Annotated in this window: 12 protein-coding genes; 11 read left to right on the top strand and 1 reads right to left on the bottom strand. The window is 68.2% G+C overall.

The annotated features are described in order from the left end of the window. Positions 1 to 3: 3 nt before the first annotated feature. The 7 genes from ACSQ19_RS17200 (at position 4) to ACSQ19_RS17170 (ending at position 10,441) form a co-directional block, all read left to right on the top strand. A complete protein-coding gene (locus ACSQ19_RS17200) occupies positions 4 to 1,020 on the top strand; it encodes a cupin-like domain-containing protein (RefSeq protein WP_435998694.1) in 1,017 nt (338 codons plus the stop codon). 14 nt (positions 1,021 to 1,034) lie between these two features. Beyond that, on the top strand, positions 1,035 to 2,564 hold the full coding sequence (locus ACSQ19_RS17195; RefSeq protein ID WP_435998692.1) for a tryptophan halogenase family protein: 1,530 nt from the start codon (positions 1,035 to 1,037) through the stop codon (positions 2,562 to 2,564). Positions 2,565 to 2,584: 20 nt separating this feature from the next. Beyond that, positions 2,585 to 3,280, top strand: coding sequence for a DUF6445 family protein (locus tag ACSQ19_RS17190; protein WP_435998690.1), 696 nt, complete (start codon positions 2,585 to 2,587; stop codon positions 3,278 to 3,280). Positions 3,281 to 3,498: 218 nt separating this feature from the next. Beyond that, positions 3,499 to 4,992, top strand: coding sequence for a xylulokinase (xylB, locus tag ACSQ19_RS17185; protein ID WP_435998689.1), 1,494 nt, complete (start codon positions 3,499 to 3,501; stop codon positions 4,990 to 4,992). 44 nt (positions 4,993 to 5,036) lie between these two features. Further along, positions 5,037 to 6,371 carry a xylose isomerase gene (xylA, locus tag ACSQ19_RS17180; protein ID WP_435998687.1) on the top strand — a complete coding sequence of 445 codons (1,335 nt, stop codon included), beginning with the start codon at positions 5,037 to 5,039 and terminating at the stop codon, positions 6,369 to 6,371. 90 nt (positions 6,372 to 6,461) lie between these two features. Continuing rightward, positions 6,462 to 7,877 carry a sugar porter family MFS transporter gene (locus tag ACSQ19_RS17175; protein ID WP_435998685.1) on the top strand — a complete coding sequence of 472 codons (1,416 nt, stop codon included), beginning with the start codon at positions 6,462 to 6,464 and terminating at the stop codon, positions 7,875 to 7,877. After that, a complete protein-coding gene (locus tag ACSQ19_RS17170; RefSeq protein WP_435998683.1) occupies positions 7,874 to 10,441 on the top strand; it encodes a glycoside hydrolase family 3 protein in 2,568 nt (855 codons plus the stop codon). Before ACSQ19_RS17175 ends, ACSQ19_RS17170 begins: the two co-directional genes overlap by 4 nt. 106 nt (positions 10,442 to 10,547) lie before the next feature. On the opposite strand, the gene ACSQ19_RS17165 is transcribed toward ACSQ19_RS17170, so the two are convergent. Then, positions 10,548 to 11,609, bottom strand: a complete 1,062-nt coding sequence (locus ACSQ19_RS17165; protein WP_435998681.1) for a LacI family DNA-binding transcriptional regulator — start codon at positions 11,607 to 11,609, stop codon at positions 10,548 to 10,550. 113 nt (positions 11,610 to 11,722) lie between these two features. Here ACSQ19_RS17165 and ACSQ19_RS17160 point away from each other — a divergent pair, with 113 nt between their 5' ends. The 4 genes from ACSQ19_RS17160 (at position 11,723) to ACSQ19_RS17145 (ending at position 20,347) form a co-directional block, all read left to right on the top strand. Next, on the top strand, positions 11,723 to 13,909 hold the full coding sequence (locus ACSQ19_RS17160) for an alpha-glucuronidase family glycosyl hydrolase (protein WP_435998679.1): 2,187 nt from the start codon (positions 11,723 to 11,725) through the stop codon (positions 13,907 to 13,909). 80 nt (positions 13,910 to 13,989) lie between these two features. Beyond that, complete coding sequence (locus ACSQ19_RS17155) at positions 13,990 to 15,891, top strand: sialate O-acetylesterase (protein ID WP_436001016.1); 1,902 nt, start codon at positions 13,990 to 13,992, stop codon at positions 15,889 to 15,891. Between the two features lie 98 nt (positions 15,892 to 15,989). Beyond that, on the top strand, positions 15,990 to 17,654 hold the full coding sequence (locus ACSQ19_RS17150) for a glycoside hydrolase family 43 protein (RefSeq protein ID WP_436001014.1): 1,665 nt from the start codon (positions 15,990 to 15,992) through the stop codon (positions 17,652 to 17,654). Between the two features lie 2 nt (positions 17,655 to 17,656). After that, on the top strand, positions 17,657 to 20,347 hold the full coding sequence (locus ACSQ19_RS17145) for a glycoside hydrolase family 3 C-terminal domain-containing protein (protein WP_435998677.1): 2,691 nt from the start codon (positions 17,657 to 17,659) through the stop codon (positions 20,345 to 20,347). Positions 20,348 to 20,390: the final 43 nt, after the last annotated feature.

Genomic DNA, 20,390 nt, shown 5'->3' with positions numbered 1-20,390 from the left:
GTGATGCAAGGCGCCGCTATACGCACCCTGGAGAATCCGGATCCCGGCGCGTTGCCCCTGGCATCGCTGCTGGAAGAAGGCGAGCCGGTCGTGCTGAAGGGCGTCGCGCAGGCGTGGGGTCTCGTGCACGCCGGCCGGTCATCGCTGCATGAGGCCATGGCATACCTGCGCCGCTTCGACGCGGGGGCACCGATCCAGTACTCGTTCGGGGCTCCGGAGATCGGGGGGCGGCCGTTCTACAACGACGACTTCACCCGCTTGAACTTCGAGGTGCGGAAGGGTGCGCTGGCAGACGTGCTGGACGGTATTGCGGATCATCTGCACGACGCCACGCCGCCCACCTATTACGTGGCCTCGCTGCTTGTGGACCGTGCGCTGCCGGGTTTCACCCAGGCGAACGACCTCTCGCTGTCGGCCTACGGCATCGAGGCCCCTGCCAGTATCTGGATAGGCAACCGCGTGGTGGCGTCGTGCCATTTCGACGCGCCCGACAACGTCGCGTGCTGTCTGGTCGGCAGGCGCGCGTTCACGCTGTTCCCGCCCGAACAGATCGAGAACCTCTATCCCGGCCCCTTCGATCCCACGCCCGGCGGGCAGGTCGTCAGCGTGGTCGATTTCGATGCGCCGGATTTCGAACGGCACCCGCGTTTCCGAACGGCATTGGCGGCGGCGAGGACGGCGCTGCTCGGGCCGGGCGATGCGATCTTCATTCCCAGCATGTGGTGGCACCACGTGCGCAGCCTCGAACCGTTCAACGTGCTGCTGAACTACTGGTGGCGCCGTTCGCCGGCATTCCTCTCGTCGCCGCTGCCCGCGCTCCAGCATGCACTGTGGACGATCCGCGACCTGCCGGCGCGCGAGAAGGAAGCATGGGCGAAGTTGTTCGAGTACTACGTGTTCGGTGCGGGAGAGCGCGCGGGGGAACATCTTCCGGCGCAAGCCCGGGATCTGCTGGGACCGATCGATGAAACACAGGCCAGGCGCATCCGCGCCATGCTGCTGGGCCGACTCAACCGCTGACGGGAGCAACTGCATTGGATTCTCCAACGACACCCGAGGGACGTATCCGCAACGTGGTCATCGCCGGGGGTGGCACGGCAGGCTGGCTGGCCGGCTGCGCGCTGGCGCACCAGTTCCGGGACCGGCTCAAGATCACCCTGGTGGAATCGGAGCAGATCGGCACCGTGGGCGTGGGCGAATCGACGGTGCCGCCCATCAGGACCTTCCACCGCTTCCTGCAGATCGACGAGCAGGAATTCCTGCGCGCGGTCGCGGGCACCTTCAAGCTGTCGATCTCGTTCGAGAACTGGCGCCGCCCGGGCGAGCGCTACATCCATCCGTTCGGCATCACGGGGCAGGGCACCTGGGCAGCGGCATTCCATCATTTCTGGCTCGACAGCCTGCGGCGTGGCATGCCCTCCGAGCTCGGCGACTTCTGCCTGGAAACCCTCGCTTCGCGGGGCGACCAGTTCTCGCTGCAGACGCAGCCCCAGGTCAACTACGCGTATCACTTCGATGCCGGGCTTTACGCGAAATTCCTCCGGCGCATCGCCGAAGGCCATGGCCTGCGCCGGGTGGAAGGCAAGATCCGTGAGGTCCGGCAGCACGCTGCCGATGGCGGCGTGGCGGCGCTCGTCCTGGAGGACGGCCAGGTCATCGAAGGCGACCTGTTCATCGATTGCACCGGGTTCCGGGGCTTGCTGATCGAACAGACGTTGCATACCGGCTACGAAGACTGGAACGAGTGGCTGCCGAGTGACCGCGCGGTGGCCGTGCAGACGGAGTCGGTGGGGCCACCCGTACCTTACACGCGGGCCATCGCGCATGAGGCCGGCTGGCGTTGGCATATCCCCCTGCAACACCGCGTGGGTTGCGGGCTGGTGTTTTCCAGCCGCCACATGTCCGACGACGAAGCGCGTGCCAAGCTGCTGCGCGATGTGGGCGCGCCCGCGATCCGCGAACCCTGGCTGGTGCCGTTCCGCACGGGTCGGCGCCTGAAGGCCTGGAACCGGAACGTGGTGGCGCTGGGGCTGGCCAGCGGCTTCATCGAGCCGCTCGAGTCGACCAGCATCCATCTGGCGATCAGCGCGGTAGTGCGGCTGGTCCAGTTGTTTCCTTTCGACGGGATCTCGTCGTCGCTGGTGGACCTGTACAACGAGGTCAGCCGCACCGAGATGGAGCACGTGCGCGACTTCATCATCCTGCATTACCACGCCACGCAGCGCGACGAGCCGATGTGGAAGGCGTGCCGCGAGATGGCGTTGCCGGAGTCGCTCGCGATACGGCTGCGCGCCTGGCGGGAACGCGCGCATGCGTGGCAGGATCCCGACGAACTGTTCCGGGTCGATTCCTGGACGCATGTCCTGCTGGGACAAGGCATCCAGCCGGGTCCGCCGCATCCGCTTGCGCGTGCGCTGGCCGACGAAGACCTGCGCACGTTGCTGAACTCCATACGGCAGCCCATCGAACGCGCCGTCGCGCATATGCCGTCGCAGCAGGCGTTCATCGAGCGCTATTGCAAGGCCGCGCCCGACGTGTGGCCGTCGCGCGCCGTGACCGCATAGTCGGGCGAGGGCGGGATCGCATGCTGCTGGCGCCCCATCCGGACTTGCGCATCAGCCATCACGTGGTGGGGCGGGAGCGGGCACCGCTGGTGGTGATCGACAACCTGCTCGCCGATCCCGAGCGCATGCTTCACAAGGCAGCCAGTCGCGGCTTCGAAAAGATGCCGACCTTGTTCCCGGGCATCCGCGCGCCGGCGCCCCCGTCGTACCAGCGATTCCTGCAGGCGATGCTGACGCCGCTGCTGCGCGAGGCATTCGCGCTGGAACCTGCGGAGTTCGTGTTCCCGATGTGCCATTTTTCACTGGTGACCCAGCCACCGGAGAACCTTCACTTCCTGCAGCGCGTGCCCCACATCGATTCCGTCAGCGCTCGCGGGCTGGCGACGGTGCACTACCTGTTCCGCGAGTCGTGGGGCGGGACGGACTTCTATCGGCATCGGCGCAGCGGATTCGAATACGTCGACGAGGGCCGGCACGCTGCCTATTTCGACTGCCTGGCGCAGGAAGCACGCGAGGAGCACGGCGCGCCTGCCGGTTACATCGATGGCGATACGCCGTTGTTCGAGCGGATCGCGGGGGTGGAAGGCGTGTTCAATCGCCTGGTCGTGTACCGTCGCAACTCGCTGCATTCGGGGCGGATCGGCGGCCGTGCGCTTACGTCGGATCCGTTGCGTGGACGCCTGTCGATCAACAGCTTCATCGACCTGGCGCCGTGACGCCCGAATTGAAAGCCGCCCCGCGAGAGGCATCAGAAACCGCTGCTCTCCGTGTGGTTTTTGCAGCGCAGCAGGCTTTTTGTACGGAGGCTGGTTACAGTGCGGCCTTACGGCGGGCTGGACGCGGCCGTGCAGGAAAAGAGGGGCCACGTGCGTGTTCCCTTTTTTTACCAAGCAAAATGGTAGCGCTAACTTTTCTTGGGTGAGGGTGGTGTCGGATGGCATGGGTTGCGGGCATCGATGCAGGCACGCAGAGCGTGAAGGTGGTGGTGTACGACGCCGCGGCGCGGGCGATCGTGGCCAGCGCCAGCGCGCCGCTCGACCTGATCAGTGGGGACGACGGCAGCCGCGAGCAGCACGCCGCGGAGTGGGTCGCCGCGATGCAGACGTGCTTCGACCGCATCGATCCCGCCGTGCGTGCGCGCATCGCGGCGCTGGCGGTCTCGGGCCAGCAGCACGGTTTCGTGCCGGTGGATGCCGCCGGTGAGGTGCTCGCCCCGGCGAAGCTGTGGTGCGACACCAGCACCACGGCCGAGTGCGCGCAGATCATGGACGCGGTCGGCGGTGGGGCCCAAACCATCGCGCTGGCAGGCAATCCGATCCTCGCCGGCTACACCGCCTCCAAGTTGCCGTGGACGAAGACGCATCGCCCCGAGGCCTACGCCCGGTTGGCGACGATCCTGCTGCCGCACGACTACCTCAATTTCGTCCTCACCGGCCAACGCTTCTGCGAGTGGGGCGATGCCTCCGGCACGGGCTGGCTCGATGTGCGCACGCGCACGTGGTCGAAGGAACTCCTGCACGCGACCGATGCGGATGGCGACCTGGCCGCGTGCCTGCCGCCGATCGCGGCGCCCGAGGCGCTGTTCGACATTGATCCGGCCATGGCGACGCGACTGGGCGTGCCGGCCACGGCGAAGGTCGCCGTCGGTGGCGGCGACAACATGATGGCGGCCATCGGCACCGGCTGCGTGGAGGAGGGCAGGCTGGCGATGAGCCTGGGCACCTCGGGCACGCTGTTCGCCTACTCGGACGTGCCGGTGGTCGATCCCGACGGGGCCTGGGCCGCGTTCTGTTCCTCCACCGGCGGATGGCTGCCGCTGATCTGCACGATGAACTGCACCGTGGCGACCGAACAGGTGGCCAAGGCCTTCGGCTTCAGCACGCGCGAAGGCGATGCCCACCTGCAGGCCACCCCGCCCGGCGCGGACGGGCTGGTGATGCTGCCCTTCCTCAACGGTGAGCGCACGCCGGACCTGCCGCGCGGCAAGGGCGTGCTGGCCGGGATGGACCCGACCAACATGACCCCGGCGCACCTCTACCGCGCGGCGATGGAAGGGGCGACCTACAGCCTGAAGTACGGGTTCGATGCCTTCGTGCGCGCCGGCATGGCCTTCGAGCGCATCGTGCTGACCGGCGGCGGCAGCAACAGTGCGGCCTGGCGCCAGCTGGTGGCCGACGTGTTCGGCCTGCCGGTCGATGTGCCGGTACAAGCCGAAGGCGCCGCGTTCGGTGCGGCACTGCAGGCGTTGTGGGCCCTCGGCCGTGCCGAGGGCGATGCGGCCTCCATCGCCGACATCGCCCGCACGCACGTGGCCGTCGATCCCGCGTTGTCCACCAGGCCCGATGCGTCCCGCGCACCGGCTTATGCGGCGGCCTACCGCCGCTTCCTCCAGTACCTCGATGCCGTCACCCCGCTGCAACGCGGCTGACGTCCCCCACGCGACACCTCGCACAACCACAGGAACACCGCCCCATGAGCACGCAGCCCTTCATCGGCGCCCAGGAATACTTCCCCGGCATCGGCCGCATCCCCTTCGAAGGGCGCGGCTCGGACAACCCGCTGGCGTTCAAGGTCTACGACGCAAACAAGACCATCGGCGGCAAGACGATGCAGGAGCACCTGCGCTTCGCGGTCTGTTACTGGCACACGTTCTGCAACGCCGGCCATGATCCGTTCGGCCCGGGCACGCGCCACTTCCCGTGGGAGGCCGGCTCGCCCATGGCCACGGCCGAAGCCAAGGTCGATGCGGCGTTCGAGTTCTTCACCAAGCTGGGCGTGCCGTACTGGTGCTTCCACGACATCGACCTGGCCCCGGATGCCGAGGACATCGGCCAGTACGAGAAGAACCTCAAGCACATGGTCGGCCTGGCGAAAGCACGCCAGGACGCGACCGGCATCAAGCTGCTGTGGGGCACGGCCAACCTGTTCTCGCACCCACGCTACATGAATGGCGCCTCGACCAATCCGGACTTCGCCGTCGTCGCACGCGCCGCGGTACAGGTGAAGGCCGCGCTGGAGGCCACCGTCGAACTGGGTGGCGAGCACTACGTGTTCTGGGGCGGCCGCGAGGGCTATGCCTCGCTGGTCAACACCGACATGAAGCGCGAAGTGGCGCACTTCGCCCGCTTCCTGACCATGGCCCGCGACTACGGCCGCAGCATCGGATTGAAGGGCAACTTCCTGATCGAGCCCAAGCCGATGGAGCCGATGAAGCACCAGTACGACTTCGACAGCGCCACCGTGGCCGGCTTCCTGAAGGAGCACGGGCTGGAGAAGGACTTCAAGCTCAACATCGAGGCCAACCACGCCACGCTCTCCGGCCACACCTTCGAGCACGACCTGCAGGTGGCCTCCGACCACGGGCTGCTGGGCAGCATCGATGCCAACCGCGGCAATGCGCAGAACGGCTGGGACACCGACCAGTTCCCCACCGATCTGTACGACACGGTCGGGGCGATGCTGGTGGTGCTGCGCCAGGGTGGGCTGGAAGGCGGGTTGAACTTCGATGCCAAGGTGCGCCGCGAATCGACCGACCTGGAAGACCTGTTCATCGCCCACATCGGCGGCATGGACGCGTTCGCGCGCGGCCTGGAAGTGGCGCACGCGCTGCTGACCGAGTCGCCGTGGGAGCAGTGGCGCAAGGAGCGCTACGCCAGCTTCGACAGCGGCAAGGGCAAGGACTTCGAGACCGGCCAGCTCGGTCTGGCCGACCTGGCGGCGCTGGCGGCCGGGCAGGGCGAACCGAAGCAGACCAGTGGCAAGCAGGAGCGTTACGAGAACCTGCTCAACCAGTACCTGTTGCGCTGACGATCCAGCAGGAACGGGATGGAGTCGAGGGTGCCTGGCGGAGATCTCCGCCGGCACTCCGGCTTGGATCAAAGACCAGGGGAACCTTCGATGGAACATGCAGCACTGCGCACCGGTGAGAACACCCGCTTCATCATCCTCATCAGTCTGGTGGCGACGATCGGCGGGTTCCTGTTCGGCTTCGACAGCGGGGTCATCAACGGCACCGTCGACGGGCTGAAGGCCGCGTTCGGCTCCGATGCGGCCGTGACCGGCTTCAACGTCGCATCGATGCTGCTGGGCTGCGCGATAGGCGCCTGGTTCGCGGGCACGCTCGCAGACCGATATGGACGTCGCACCATGCTGCTGTGGTCGGCCGTGTTCTTCCTGATCTCGGCCTGGGGGTCGGGCATCGCGACCTCGTCGCTCGAATTCGTGGTGTACCGGGTCATAGGAGGATTCGCGGTCGGCGCGGCGAGTGTCATGTCGCCCGCGTACATCAGCGAGGTCTCGCCGGCACGCTATCGGGGCCGCCTGGCGACGGTGCAGCAGATCGCAATCATTTCGGGCCTGTTTGCTGCCTTCCTGAGCAACTATGTCCTCGCCAAGTTCGCCAGTTCCTCGTTGGCTCCACTATGGCTGGGCTTTGAAGCGTGGCGCTGGATGTTCTGGGTGGAGATCCTGCCGGCTGCGTTGTTCCTCGGCGCTTTGCTGTTCATCCCGGAGAGTCCGCGCTATCTGGCGGCCAAGGGCCGGAAGGAACAGGCGTTGAGCGTGTTGACGCGGCTCTACGGCGCTGCGACCGGCGCAACCAAGCTTTCCGAGATCGATGCCTCGCTCGCGTCTGATCATCACGCGCCGCGGCTGTCCGATCTGAAGAACAAGGCGACCGGCAAGATCCGTCCCATCGTCTGGGTCGGCATCGGCCTGGCGACGTTCCAGCAGCTGGTCGGCATCAACGTGGTCTTCTATTACGGCGCGGTGCTGTGGCAAGCCGTGGGCTTCTCCGAGAACGATGCGCTGGCCATCAACGTGTTGTCCGGCGCGCTCAGCATCGGCGCCTGCATCGTCACCGTATTGCTGGTCGATCACATCGGCCGCAAACCGCTGCTGTGGATCGGTTCGGCCGGCATGGCCGTGACGCTGGGGCTGGTCGCCATGGCGTTCGCCACCGGCAGCCTTGATGCGGCAGGCAAGCTCCAGCTCTCGGACAACATGGGCGTGTTGGCGCTCGTGGCCGCCAATGCCTATGTGGTGTTCTTCAACCTCTCGTGGGGCCCGGTGATGTGGGTGATGCTGGGCGAGATGTTCCCCAACCAGATCCGCGGATCGGGCCTGGCCGTGGCCGGTCTTGCGCAGTGGGGCGCCAACTTCCTGATCACCTGGACCTTCCCGATGTTGCTGACCGGTATCGGCCTGGCCGGCGCCTACGGTCTGTACACGATCGCAGCGGCGATTTCGGTCTTCTTCGTGATCAAGTACGTGCACGAGACCAAGGGACGTGAACTGGAGCAGATGGAGGGATGAGCGCGATGACGAACCGAAGTGCGATGCGGAGGTGTCGTGGTGCGCTGCTCACCGCCCTGATGCTGGCGCTGGTCGCCTGCAAGGGCGACGACAAGGCGGCCGCACCCGCGACCGCCGCCGATGCCACTCCGTGGCCGCAGGTCGCCTGGCCGCTGGCCGAGGACGCCGCGCTCGAGCAGCGCATCACCGACCTGATGGCCACGATGACGGTGGAGGAGAAGGTCGGCCAGCTGGTGCAGGGTGATATCGCCAGCATCACGCCTGACGAGGTGCGCAAGTACCGGCTCGGCTCGATCCTGGCCGGCGGCAATTCAGACCCCGGCGGGCGCTACGACGCCTCGCCGGCCGAGTGGCTCGCGCTGGCCGATGCCTTCTACGAGGCGTCGATGGATACCTCGCAGGGCGGCAAGGCGATCCCGGTGATCTTCGGCATCGATGCCGTGCACGGGCAGAGCAACATCGTCGGCGCCACGCTGTTCCCGCACAACATCGGCCTGGGCGCGACGCGCAATCCGGATCTGCTGCGCCGGATCGGCGAGGTCACCGCGCTGGAGACGCGCACCACCGGCATGGAGTGGGCGTTCGCGCCGACCGTGGCGGTGCCGCAGGACGACCGCTGGGGCCGTTCGTACGAAGGCTATTCGGAATCGCCCGAGATCGTGGCCAGTTACGCCGGTGCGATGGTCGAGGGCCTGCAGGGCAAGGTCGGCACGCCCGGCTTCCTCGACGGCCGCCACGTGATCGCCTCGGTGAAGCACTTCCTCGGCGACGGCGGCACCACCAACGGCAAGGACCAGGGCGATACGAAGATCAGCGAAGCCGACCTGGTGCGCATCCATGGCGCCGGCTATCCGCCGGCGATCGCGGCCGGCGCGCAGACGGTGATGGCCTCGTTCAACAGCGTCAACGGCGAGAAGATGCACGGCAACAAGCCGTACCTGACCGACGCACTGAAGGGCCGCATGCACTTCGGCGGCTTCGTGGTCGGCGACTGGAACGGCCACGGCCAGGTGAAGGGCTGCACGAACACCGACTGCCCGGCCACGATCAACGCCGGCCTGGACATGGCGATGGCCTCCGACAGCTGGAAGGGCTTCTACGAGACCACGCTGGCGGCGGTGAAGGCCGGCACGATCAGCCAGGAGCGGCTGGACGATGCGGTGCGCCGCATCCTGCGGGTGAAGGTCCGCCTGGGCCTGTTCGAGGCGGGCAAGCCGTCGACGCGGGCCGTCGGTGGCCAGTTCGCCCTGCTCGGCGCCCCGGAGCACCGCGCCGTGGCGCGCCAGGCCGTGCGCGAATCGCTGGTGCTGCTGAAGAACGCCGGCGGCGTGCTGCCGCTGGCGCCGAAGCAGCGCATCCTCGTGGCCGGCGACGGCGCGAACGATGTCGGCAAGCAGGCCGGCGGCTGGACGCTCAACTGGCAGGGCACGGGCACCACGCGCAAGGATTTCCCGAACGCGGACTCGATCTTTGAGGGCATCGCGCAGCAGGCGAAGGCGGCGGGAGGCGAGGCGATCCTCGCCGTCGACGGCACGTACACGCAGAAGCCCGACGTGGCGGTGGTCGTGTTCGGCGAGAACCCGTACGCGGAGTTCCAGGGCGACCTGCAGACGCTGTTGTACAAGCCCGGCGATGACAGCGATCTGCAACTGATCAAGCGGCTGAAGGCCGAGGGCATCCCGGTGGTGGCGGTGTTCCTGAGCGGGCGTCCGCTGTGGATGAACCGCGAGATCAACGCGGCCGATGCGTTCGTGGCCGCCTGGCTGCCGGGGTCGGAAGGCGCGGGCATCGCCGACGTGCTGCTGCGCAAGGCCGATGGCAGCGTGCAGCACGACTTCAAGGGCAAGCTGAGCTTCAGCTGGCCGCGCACGGCCACGCAATACGCCAACAATGTGGGACAGGAAGGCTACGACCCGCTGTTCGCGTTCGGCTTCGGCCTGACCTACGCCGACAAGGGCGACCTGGCCGCGTTGCCGGAAGACTCCGGCGTGAGCGGCGATGAAGGCGCGACGGGCGTGTTCTTCGCGCGCGGCGAGGCCGGGTCCGGCATGGCGTTGCGGCTCGAAGCCGCGGACGGGCAGGGCGTGACGGTCACCAAGGTGCCGGAGGCGCTCGACGGCGAGCTTTTGAAGGTCACCGGCGTGGATCACCAGGCGCAGGAGGACGCGCGCCGTCTGGCCTGGTCGGGCAAGGGCGAGGCGGTCGCGGCGTTGCAGTCGCACACGGCGCTGGACCTGCAGCGCGAGAGCAACGGCGACGTGATGCTGTTGACCACGTTGCGCGTGGATGCGGCGCCCAGCGGCGAGGCCTGGCTGTCGGTCGGCTGCGGCACCGGATGTACCGCGCGCGTGGCGCTGGCGCCGACGCTGGCGACGTTGCCGGTGGGCCAATGGACGCGCGTCGGTGTGCCGCTGAAATGCCTGGCCAAGGCCGGTGCCGATGTCGCCAAGCTGGATCGTCCGTGGTCCGTCGGTACCGCCGGGACGATGACGATCTCGGTATCGCGCGTGGCGCTTGGCGCGCTGAACGAGGCCGAGGCCAGCGTCGCATGCCCGGACGCATGACCCTCGCGCATCATCCCCGTGCGATGACGCTGCGTGCGGGCGTCATCGCGCCGGTGACCGTCGTTCATGCCTCGAGGAGGCACGCGGCATGACGATCTGCCGCGCGCTACCGCCGCTTCGGGGGCGCTGCCACCGAGTCACGGATGACCAGCCGATGCGGGACCACGTGGTCCATCAGCACGCGGGTGCTGTCGGTCTTGCGCCGGATGCTGCGCAGCAGGATATCGATGGCCGCATTCGCCATCGACGCGATCGGTTGGTGGATGGTGGTGAGCTCGGGCCACACCGTGGTGGCGGCCGAGGTATCGTCGAAGCCGACCACGGACAGGTCGCGCGGTACGTCCAGGCCCCGGCGGTGCGCCACCGAGATCGCGGCCGCGCCCATGTCGTCGTTGCTGGCGAAGATGGCGGTCGGCGGCTTGCGATGGGCCAACAGCTTCTCGGTGGCCTTCAGTCCGGAGCGGTACGTGTAGTCGCCCTGCTGGACGAGGTCGGTGTCCACGTCCAGCCCGGCTTCGTGCAGCGCGGTGACGAATCCGTCGTAGCGGCGCGAACTGGCACTGAGGTCGCTGCGTCCGAGGATGAAACCGATGCGCTGGTGGCCCTGTTCGATCAGGTGCTCGGCCATCTCCCTGCCGGCGCGGAAGTCGTCGATCCGGACACAGGAGATGTCATCGCTGAAACGCCCCGATGCGATCGCGACGACGGGGACACCCGCTTTCACCAGTTCGGTCACCGCCGCGCGCGACTCGCACAGCGGGGGAGGCAGGATGACGCCGTCGACGCGCGCGCCCAGCGCACGCGCCGCCTTGCGTTCGGATTCGGTATCCAGGTCGTCCCAGTAGTCGACCACCAGCTGGACGGCGGTGCGGGACGCTACCCGCAGCAGGCCGACCAGCAGCTCACGCAGGTAGGCGCCACTGGGATTGGTGTAGATGAGGGCGATGCGCGTGTGCTGCGCGGCGGCCAGCGAACTCGCGGCCAGGTTGGGCGTGTAGTCCAGCTCGCGCACGGCGCGCATGACGCGCTCGCGCGTGGCGTCGCGGACCTTGCCCTGGTTGTTGATCACCCGCGAGACGGTCATGGGCGACACGCCGGCCAGCGCGGCCACTTCATCGATCGTCACGCCACTGGTCTTGCGGCGGATCGCCTTCTTCGGCTTGTCCAATACGCGTTCCCTTCTTCCACGGTAGCCATGCGGTGCAGCGCCCCGCCGGTCCGGCAGGAGCGCCAGGGGGGATGATGCCGCTGCCCGCGCCCGCCTGTCCGCTGGACAGTGGAATGTTAACGCTAACCCCGGTATCGGGCGACCGCCGCCGGGGATGGCGGTTTGCGGTCGTGCTGGTCCTGCTTGGCCTCGCTGGCAACGCCTGCGCGGAAGACGGGTATGCGCTGTGGATGCGCTACGTGCCGCTCGACCAGGGCGTGGCGCACGACTACCGCGCGCGATTCGGGGAACTCGTCGCGCCCGATGCCACGGCCGCGCAGCGCGCCGCGCGCGACGAAGTGGAGCGGGGCATGTCGGGGCTGCTGGGCAACGCCCCGGTGCGACGGCCGGCCCCCGAGGGCAAGCGGTCATTGATCCTGGGCACGCCGCGGTCGTCGCCCCTGATCGCACCGCTACGTGGAGAACTGGAGGCCCTGGGGCAGGAAGGTTACCTGCTGCGCGAAACGCAGGTCGGCGGTCGCACGCTGATGCTGGTCGCGGCCCGCGAGGACATCGGTGTGCTGTACGGCGTCTTCCATCTGTTGCGCCTGCTGCAGACCGGCATGTCGCTGGACGCACTGGAAGTGCGCGAGTCGCCCGCGGTCGCGCGCCGCGTGCTCAACCACTGGGACAACCTGGATGGCTACGTGGAGCGCGGCTACGCGGGAGGTTCGCTGTGGGACTGGCACACCCTGCCTGACTGGCAGGATCCGCGCTACGTCGACTATGCGCGCGCCAATGCATCGGTGGGCATCAACGGGACCGTCCTCAACAACGTCAATGCCCAGGCGTTGAGCCTCTCGCGCGAGTACCTGCGCAAGGCGGCGGCGCTCGCGGACGTGTTCCGTCCATACGGCCTGCGTGTCTACCTGAGCGCGCGTTTCAGTGCGCCGATCGAACTGGGTGGCCTGGCCACCGCGGATCCGCTCGACCCCGGCGTGCAGCGCTGGTGGCGCGACAAGGCGGACGAGATCTACGCGCTCATTCCCGATTTCGGTGGCTTCCTGGTCAAGGCCAACTCGGAAGGGCAGCCGGGTCCGCAGGACTATGGGCGTTCACATGCCGAGGGGGCGAACCTGCTGGCCGACGCATTGGCGCCGCACGACGGCGTGGTGATGTGGCGCGCCTTCGTCTACGCGCACGACGTGCCCGAGGATCGCGCCAAGCAGGCCTACAACGAGTTCGTCGGCCTGGACGGTGCGTTCCGCCGCAACGTGTTGCTGCAGGTGAAGAACGGACCGATCGACTTCCAGCCGCGCGAGCCGTTCCACCCGTTGTTCGGCGCGATGCCACGCACGCCGTTGATGATGGAATTCCAGATCACCAAGGAATACCTCGGCTTCGCGACGCACCTGGTCTACCTGGGGCCGCTGTATGAAGAGGTCCTGCGCGCCGATACGCGGGCGCGCGGCCCGGGTTCCACCGTTGCCCGGGTCGTCGACGGCTCGCTGGACGGACACGCGCTGACCGGCATGGCGGGCGTGGCCAACATCGGCGACGACCGCACCTGGAGCGGTTCGCATTTCGACCCGGCGAACTGGTATGCATTCGGCCGGCTGGCGTGGAACCCCATGCAGTCTTCGCGCGACATCGCCGCCGACTGGGTCGCCATGACGTTCTCTCCGGCGCAGGAGGTGGTGCGGCCGGTGGTGGACATGATGATGGCCTCGCGCGAAACGGCGGTCGATTACATGACGCCGCTGGGGCTGCATCACGTGATGGCGCGCGGGCATCACTATGGCCCGGGTCCGTGGGTCGACGGCGGTCCGCGGGCCGACTGGACCTCGGTGTACTACCACCGTGCGGACCGCGACGGCATCGGATTCGATCGCACCGCGTCGGGCAGCGATGCGGTGTCGCAGTACGCAGCGGACGTCGCACGCGGGTTCAACGACGTGGAACGCGTGCCGGAGCCGCTGCTGCTGTGGTTCCACCATGTGCGGTGGGATCGCCGCCTGCGCTCAGGCAGGCCGCTCTGGGACGAGCTGGTCCATCGCTACACGCGTGGCGTGCGGAACGTCGAGGCGATGCAGGCCACGTGGCAGCGCCTGGAGGGCAAGGTGGATGCGCCGCGCCATCGTCAGGTCGCCGCCTTCCTGCGCATCCAGCGCAACGAGGCGCAGTGGTGGCGCGATGCCAGTGTGGCGTACTTCCAGTCGCTCAACGGCCTTGCACTGCCGGCGGGCGAACAGCCGCCGCCGCATCCGCTGGCGTACTACCAGGCATTGCAGTTCCCGTTCGCACCGGGAGACGGACGATGAGGCTCCTGCTCCCGGGCCTCCTGGTCATCGCATCGTGGTGCGTTGCCGCGTCGCCGCCGGCACGCGGGCAGGCGGCAGGCATGGAGCCGCTGCTGCATCCCCTGTTCCAGGATCACGCCGTCCTGCAGCGCGACGTGCCGATCCGCGTGTGGGGTCAGGCGCGGGCGGGCGAAGCGGTCTCCGTGTCCTTCGCTCGCCAGACCGTCACCACCCGCGCCGATGCCGAGGGCCGGTGGAGCGCGCGCCTGCGTTCTCTGGCGGCCGGGGGCCCTTACGAACTGGTGGCCAGGGCAGGGCAGGTCACGCAGCGGGTGCGTGACGTGCAGCTGGGTGACGTGTGGCTGTGCTCGGGCCAGTCGAACATGGAGCTGCCGGTCTGGCGCGCGCTAGACGCGAACAGCGAGATCGCGTCGGGCGCCTATCCGCGCATCCGCCTGTTCAACGTCCCGCAGTCCGCAGCGGTGGTGCCGCAGTTGTCGTTCCAGGGCCGCGCGGCGTGGAACCCTGCCTCGCCGGAGACGGTGCGTGATTTCTCGGCGGCTTGCCTCTATTTCGCGCGCGAGTTGCAGAAGACGGTCGATGTGCCGGTGGGGCTGATCCAGGCGGCCTGGGGTGGATCGCGGATCGAAGCATGGATCGGCGCGTCCGCCCTTCGCGCCGGCGGCGGCCGGGACGAAGCCCTCGACGTGCTCGCGACCTATGCCGACGATCCCGTGGCGGCGCTTGCGCATTGGGGCAGGCAGTGGGAGCGCTGGTGGACAACGCGTCCGCACGCCGTTCCCGGCGACATGCCCTGGCAGCCCGGCGCGAGCGCCGGCGACTGGCACGATGCTCCTGCATCGCTGGGCGCGTGGGAGCGATGGAACGTGGCCGCACTCGCGGACTACAACGGCATGGTCTGGTACCGCACGCAGGTCACGCTCACGGCGGCGCAAGCGGTCGCCAGCGCGACGCTGGAACTGGCACCGGCCGACGAGACCGACATGACCTGGGTGAACGGCGTGGCGGTGGGCAGTCGCTACGGCGCAGGCGAACCGCGCCGTTACCCGCTGCCGGCCGGGCTGTTGAAGTCCGGCATCAACACGGTGGTGGTCAACGTGCTGGACACCTATCGCGACGGCGGGCTGGCCGGACCGGCGGACGCGCAGGCCCTGCGCTTTTCGGATGGCACACGCGTCGTGCTGGACACACCCTGGCAGTACCGCATTGCGCCGTCGGACACGTCGCCGCCTGGCGCACCCTGGCAGGCGGCCACGGGCCTGTCGACGCTGTACAACGGCATGATCGCGCCGCTGCATGATTACGGTGTGCGCGGCGTGCTCTGGTACCAGGGCGAGTCCAATACCGGTGAGGCCGCCGCATATGCGCCGTTGCTCCGCCTGCTGCGTGACGACTGGCGGCGCCGGTTCGGACCGCAGACGCCCTTTCTCGTCGTGCAGCTGGCGGGCTATGGCATGCCGCCGTCCTCACCCGTGGAAAGCGGTTGGGCCGAGCTGCGCGACGCGCAACGCCAGGTCGCCGCGGAAGATGCGCACTCCGGCCTCGCGGTCGCCATCGACATCGGCGATGCGTACGACATCCATCCGCCGAACAAGCAGGAACTCGGCCGGCGTCTCGCGCGCCTGGCTCGCCACGTGGTCTACGGCGAACGCACGCTTGCACCGTCCGGCCCCGTCGCACGTGCGGTGTCGCGCACGCAGGACGGCGTCGGCATCGCGTTCGACGACTTCACCGGCGCGCTGGCGACGACCGGCTCGGACCATCCCATCGGTTTCGAACTCTGCGATGCCACGCAGCGCTGCCGCTACGCCGATGCGCGCATCGAAGCCAGTCGGGTCGTAGTGCGCGGCCCTGCCGTCGCTGGCGCCACCCGCGTGCGCTACTGCTGGGCCGACGGCCCGGTATGCACGCTTCGCGACACCGCTGGCCTGCCGGCCGGTCCTTTCGAACTACCCGTCCCTGCTGTCGAGGCGCCCCGATGACTCCGTTCTCTCCGCGAAATTTCCCGGATGCCGGCACGCATGCGCGCCGCGTCCCAGCATCCCGCAACGCCGCAGGCAGCCTGCTGGCCATCGCGCTCATGCTGCTGGCCGCCACCGGCAACGCACAGACAACCAAGGAGGCGCCGCCGGTCTATTTCGACTGGTTCGAATACACCGGCCGCGATACGGCCTTCGAAGCGCCATTGCCCGCCGGCCACTACCGCAATCCCGTGCTGGCGGGCTTCCATGCCGACCCCAGCATCGTCGCCGCCAACGGCAGGTTCTACCTGGTGAATTCCAGCTTCACCTACTTTCCGGGCATCCCCGTGTTCGAAAGCACGGACCTGGTGCACTGGAAGCAGATCGGCAACGTCATCGACCGTCCCACGCAGCTGGATTTCGACGGCCTGAGCGTGTCGCGCGGCATCTTCGCGCCGACCATCGAGTTCCACGAGGGCACCTTCTACGTGGTCACCACCGCGACCGACAGCGGCGGCAACTTCATCAGCACGGCGCGCGATCCGGCCGGTCCGTGGTCCGATCCGCACTGGCTGCCGACCATTGGCGGCATCGATCCGTCGCTGTTCTTCGACCACGACGGCAAGGTCTACCTGCTCAACAACGACGAACCACCGGGTCCGGCGCGTTATGACGGACACCGTGCGATCTGGATGCAGCAGATCGACCTGGCGCGCTTCCAGCCGGTCGGTCCCCGCAAGGTGCTGATCGATGGCGGCGTGGAGCCGGAGAAGAATCCGATCTGGATCGAGGGTCCGCATATCTACAAGCGGGACGGCTGGTACTACCTGTCCGACGCGGAGGGCGGCACCGGACCGCAGCATTCGCAGGTGGTGCTGCGCAGCCGCGACGTGTGGGGTCCCTATGTGCCTTACGCGGGCAATCCCATCCTGACCCAGCGCGATTTGCCTGTGGATCGTCCACTGCCCATCACGAATGCCGGCCATGCCGACCTGGTGGAGGGGCCCGATGGATCGTGGTGGGCGGTGTTCCTGGCGAGCCGCAACTACCAGCGCCGCCACTACAACACCGGTCGCGAAACGTACCTGCTGCCCGTGCAGTGGCGCGATGGCTGGCCGGAGATCCTGCCTGCCGACCAGGTCATACCCTATGTGGTGAAGGCTCCCTCGTGGATGCAGGGCGAAGCGACGCAGGCGCCGTCCACCGGCAATTTCTCCCATCGCGATGAATTCGATGCGCCGTCGCTGGCGTCGGAGTGGCTGCGCGTGCGCGTGCCCAAGTCCGCATGGGCAGACCTGGCCGCACGTCCCGGTTCCCTCGCTGTCCATCCTCTGACGGAAGGGCTGGAGACGCTGCGCAATCCCGCGTTCCTCGGTCGTCGCCAGCAGCATCTGCGATTCCAGGCCAGCACGGCGATGACGGCGCCGGCGCCGGGCGTGGCCGCGGGACTGGCCGCCTTCCAGAGCGAGGCGTACTGGTACTTCCTCGGCGCGCGCCGGCTCGATGGCAACCGCATTACGGTGTTTCTCGAAGGCCGCGACGGCAGCGGCACCACGCGCACGCTGGCGACACGCGACGTGGCGGCGACCGATGCCCTCCGCCTGAGGATTGAGGGCGACGAGGGAGACTACGGTTTCGCGTTCGACACGGGCGACGGACGCGGTTGGCAGACCTTGGCCAGCAAGGTCGATGGCACCGTACTGAGTACCGATCGCGCTGGCGGTTTCGTCGGTGCCCTGCTGGGTCCGTTCGCGCGCGACGAGCGCGCTTCGAGGAGCGAATGATGATGACGAAGCCTTCCGTTTCCCGCGTCCGGCGCGCCGCGCCCGGATTGTGTGCGCTGGTCCTGTGCGCGGCCGCATGGACCGCGCCGTCCGCGCAGGCGGCCGATGCGAAACCCTGGCTTGACACGTCGCGCACGTTCGAGGCGCGCGCCGCCTCGCTGGTGGCGCAGATGACGCTGGAGGAAAAGGCGGCCCAGATGCAGAACGCCGCGCCCGCCATCGAGCGTTTGGGGATTCCTGCCTACGACTGGTGGAACGAGGCGCTGCATGGCGTGGCACGCGCCGGCCAGGCGACGGTGTTTCCCCAGGCCATCGGACTGGCGGCCACGTTCGACGTGCCGCTGATGGGCGAGATCGCGACCACCATCAGCGACGAAGCGCGCGCCAAGCACCATCAGTTCGTCCGCGATGGCCAGCATGGCCGCTACCAAGGCCTGACGTTCTGGTCGCCGAACATCAACATCTTCCGCGATCCGCGCTGGGGCAGGGGACAGGAAACCTACGGCGAAGATCCCTACCTGACAGCGCGCATGGGCGTGGCGTTCGTGCGCGGCCTGCAGGGCGACGACCCTGTCTATCGCAAGCTGGACGCGACCGCCAAGCACCTCGCCGTGCACAGTGGGCCGGAGGCCGACCGCCATCACTTCGATGCGCGTCCCAGCAAGCGCGACCTCTACGATACCTACCTGCCGGCCTTCGAGGCGCTGGTGAAAGAGGGTGACGTGGACGCGGTGATGGGGGCCTACAACCGCGTCTACGGCGAATCCGCCAGTGCCAGCAGGTTCCTGCTGCGTGACGTGCTGCGTCGCGACTGGGGCTTCAAGGGTTACGTGGTGTCGGACTGCTGGGCCATCGTCGACATCTGGAAGAACCACAAGATCGTCGCCACCCGCGAGCAGGCCGCGGCGCTGGCGGTGAAGAATGGCACCGAGCTGGAATGCGGCGAGGAATACGCCACGCTGCCTGCCGCGGTGCGCCAGGGCCTGATCAGCGAAGCCGAGATCGACGACGCGGTGACGCGGTTGTTCACCGCGCGGATGCGGTTGGGCATGTTCGATCCGCCCGAGCGCGTACGGTGGGCACGCATCCCGTACGCCGTGAACCAGGCGCCTGCGCATGATGCGCTGGCATTGAAGGCGGCGCGCGAATCGCTGGTACTGCTGAAGAACGACGGCATCCTGCCGCTGTCGCGCACCCTGAAGCGCATCGCCGTGATCGGGCCGACCGCCGACGACACCATGGCGCTGCTCGGCAACTACTTCGGTACGCCGGCTGCGCCGGTGACGATCCTGCAAGGCATCCGGGATGCCGCCAAGGGCGTCGAGGTGAGCTATGCGCGCGGGGTGGACCTGGTGGAAGGTCGCGACGATCCGGCCGCGACGCCGCTGATCGAAGCCGCGTACCTGCGGCCGTCCGCCGACTCTCCGGAGCGCGGTTTGCGCGGCGAGTACTTCCGCACCCAGGATCTCTCTGGCTCCCCCGCGCTGGTACGCACCGATGCGCAGATCGGCTTCCGCTGGGATCGTGGTTCGCCGACCGACAACCTGCAGGCGCGCGGCGAGGCGGGCCCGGGGCAGGGCGTGCCGAACGACCGCTTCAGCATCCGCTGGAGTGGCCAGCTGCTGCCGCCGGTGTCCGGCAGGTACCGGATCGAAGCCGCGGCCGACGACGGCTTCCGCCTGTACGTGGACGGCAAGCGCGTGCTCGACCACTGGACCGACAGCGACCGCCTGCGCAGCGACGGCGTGGAACTGGACCTGCTGGCCGGGCGGGCGTACGACCTGCGGCTGGAGTACTACGATGCCGAGCGCGATGCGGGCGTGCGCCTGGCCTGGCGCATGCCGGGTGCGAAGCCGCCGTTCGAGGAGGCGATCGACGTCGCCCGCAACGCCGATGTGGTGGTATTCGTCGGCGGCCTGACCGGTGATGTGGAAGGCGAGGAGATGACCGTCAACTACCCGGGCTTCGCAGGCGGCGACCGCACCGATCTGCGCCTGCCCGCCACGCAACGTGCCCTGCTCGAAGCGCTGCACGCCACCGGCAAGCCGGTCGTGCTGGTGCTGACCGGCGGCTCCGCGCTGGCGGTGGACTGGGCGCAGGAGAACCTGCCGGCGATCCTGATGTCGTGGTATCCGGGACAGCGCGGCGGTACCGCGGTCGGGGAGACCCTGTTCGGCGAGGCCAACCCGGGCGGCCGCCTGCCGGTGACGTTCTACACCGCCGGCCAGCCGATGCCGGCCTTCGACGACTACACGATGGAAGGCCGCACCTACCGCTACTTCCGCGGCACGCCGCTGTATCCGTTCGGGTACGGCCTGTCGTACACCCGTTTCGATTATGGCGAGTTGCGTACGGACGCGCCCACCGTCTCGCCGGATGGTCGCCTGCGCGTGCAGGTGGAGGTGGCGAATACCGGCAAGCGCGCCGGCGATGAAGTGGTGCAGTTGTATGTGCGTCCGCTGCAGGCCGCGGCCGGCGATGCGCAGCAGGAACTGCGCGGCTTCCAGCGCATCCACCTGGCCCCCGGTGAGCGGCGTACCGTGACATTCGAGCTGTCGCCGCACCAGGCGTTGCGCCGTTACGACGAAGCGCGTGGCGCCTATGTCGTGCCGCCGGGACGCTACGAACTGCGCGTGGGCGCGTCCAGCGCCGATGTCCGTGCACGCGTGCCCTTCGAGGTGGTGGCGCGATGACCGACACCTACCGCATCCCGCACGCCCTCCTTCCACGACGTCC

The sequence above is a fragment of the Pseudoxanthomonas sp. LjRoot127 genome, from assembly GCF_964253495.1.
Classification (GTDB): Bacteria; Pseudomonadota; Gammaproteobacteria; order Xanthomonadales; family Xanthomonadaceae; genus Pseudoxanthomonas_A.
This window is presented reverse-complemented; position numbering and strand designations above follow the sequence as displayed.

Excerpts from the sequence above, each read along its gene's own strand:
- ACSQ19_RS17200 (WP_435998694.1), top strand. The coding sequence starts at position 4 with ATGCAAGGCGCCGCTATACGCACCCTGGAGAATCCGGATCCCGGCGCG.
- xylA (WP_435998687.1), top strand. The coding sequence starts at position 5,037 with ATGAGCACGCAGCCCTTCATCGGCGCCCAGGAATACTTCCCCGGCATC.
- ACSQ19_RS17145 (WP_435998677.1), top strand. The coding sequence starts at position 17,657 with ATGACGAAGCCTTCCGTTTCCCGCGTCCGGCGCGCCGCGCCCGGATTG.
- ACSQ19_RS17190 (WP_435998690.1), top strand. The coding sequence starts at position 2,585 with ATGCTGCTGGCGCCCCATCCGGACTTGCGCATCAGCCATCACGTGGTG.
- ACSQ19_RS17160 (WP_435998679.1), top strand. The coding sequence starts at position 11,723 with ATGTTAACGCTAACCCCGGTATCGGGCGACCGCCGCCGGGGATGGCGG.
- xylB (WP_435998689.1), top strand. The coding sequence starts at position 3,499 with ATGGCATGGGTTGCGGGCATCGATGCAGGCACGCAGAGCGTGAAGGTG.
- ACSQ19_RS17175 (WP_435998685.1), top strand. The coding sequence starts at position 6,462 with ATGGAACATGCAGCACTGCGCACCGGTGAGAACACCCGCTTCATCATC.
- ACSQ19_RS17170 (WP_435998683.1), top strand. The coding sequence starts at position 7,874 with ATGAGCGCGATGACGAACCGAAGTGCGATGCGGAGGTGTCGTGGTGCG.
- ACSQ19_RS17150 (WP_436001014.1), top strand. The coding sequence starts at position 15,990 with ATGCTGCTGGCCGCCACCGGCAACGCACAGACAACCAAGGAGGCGCCG.
- ACSQ19_RS17155 (WP_436001016.1), top strand. The coding sequence starts at position 13,990 with ATGGAGCCGCTGCTGCATCCCCTGTTCCAGGATCACGCCGTCCTGCAG.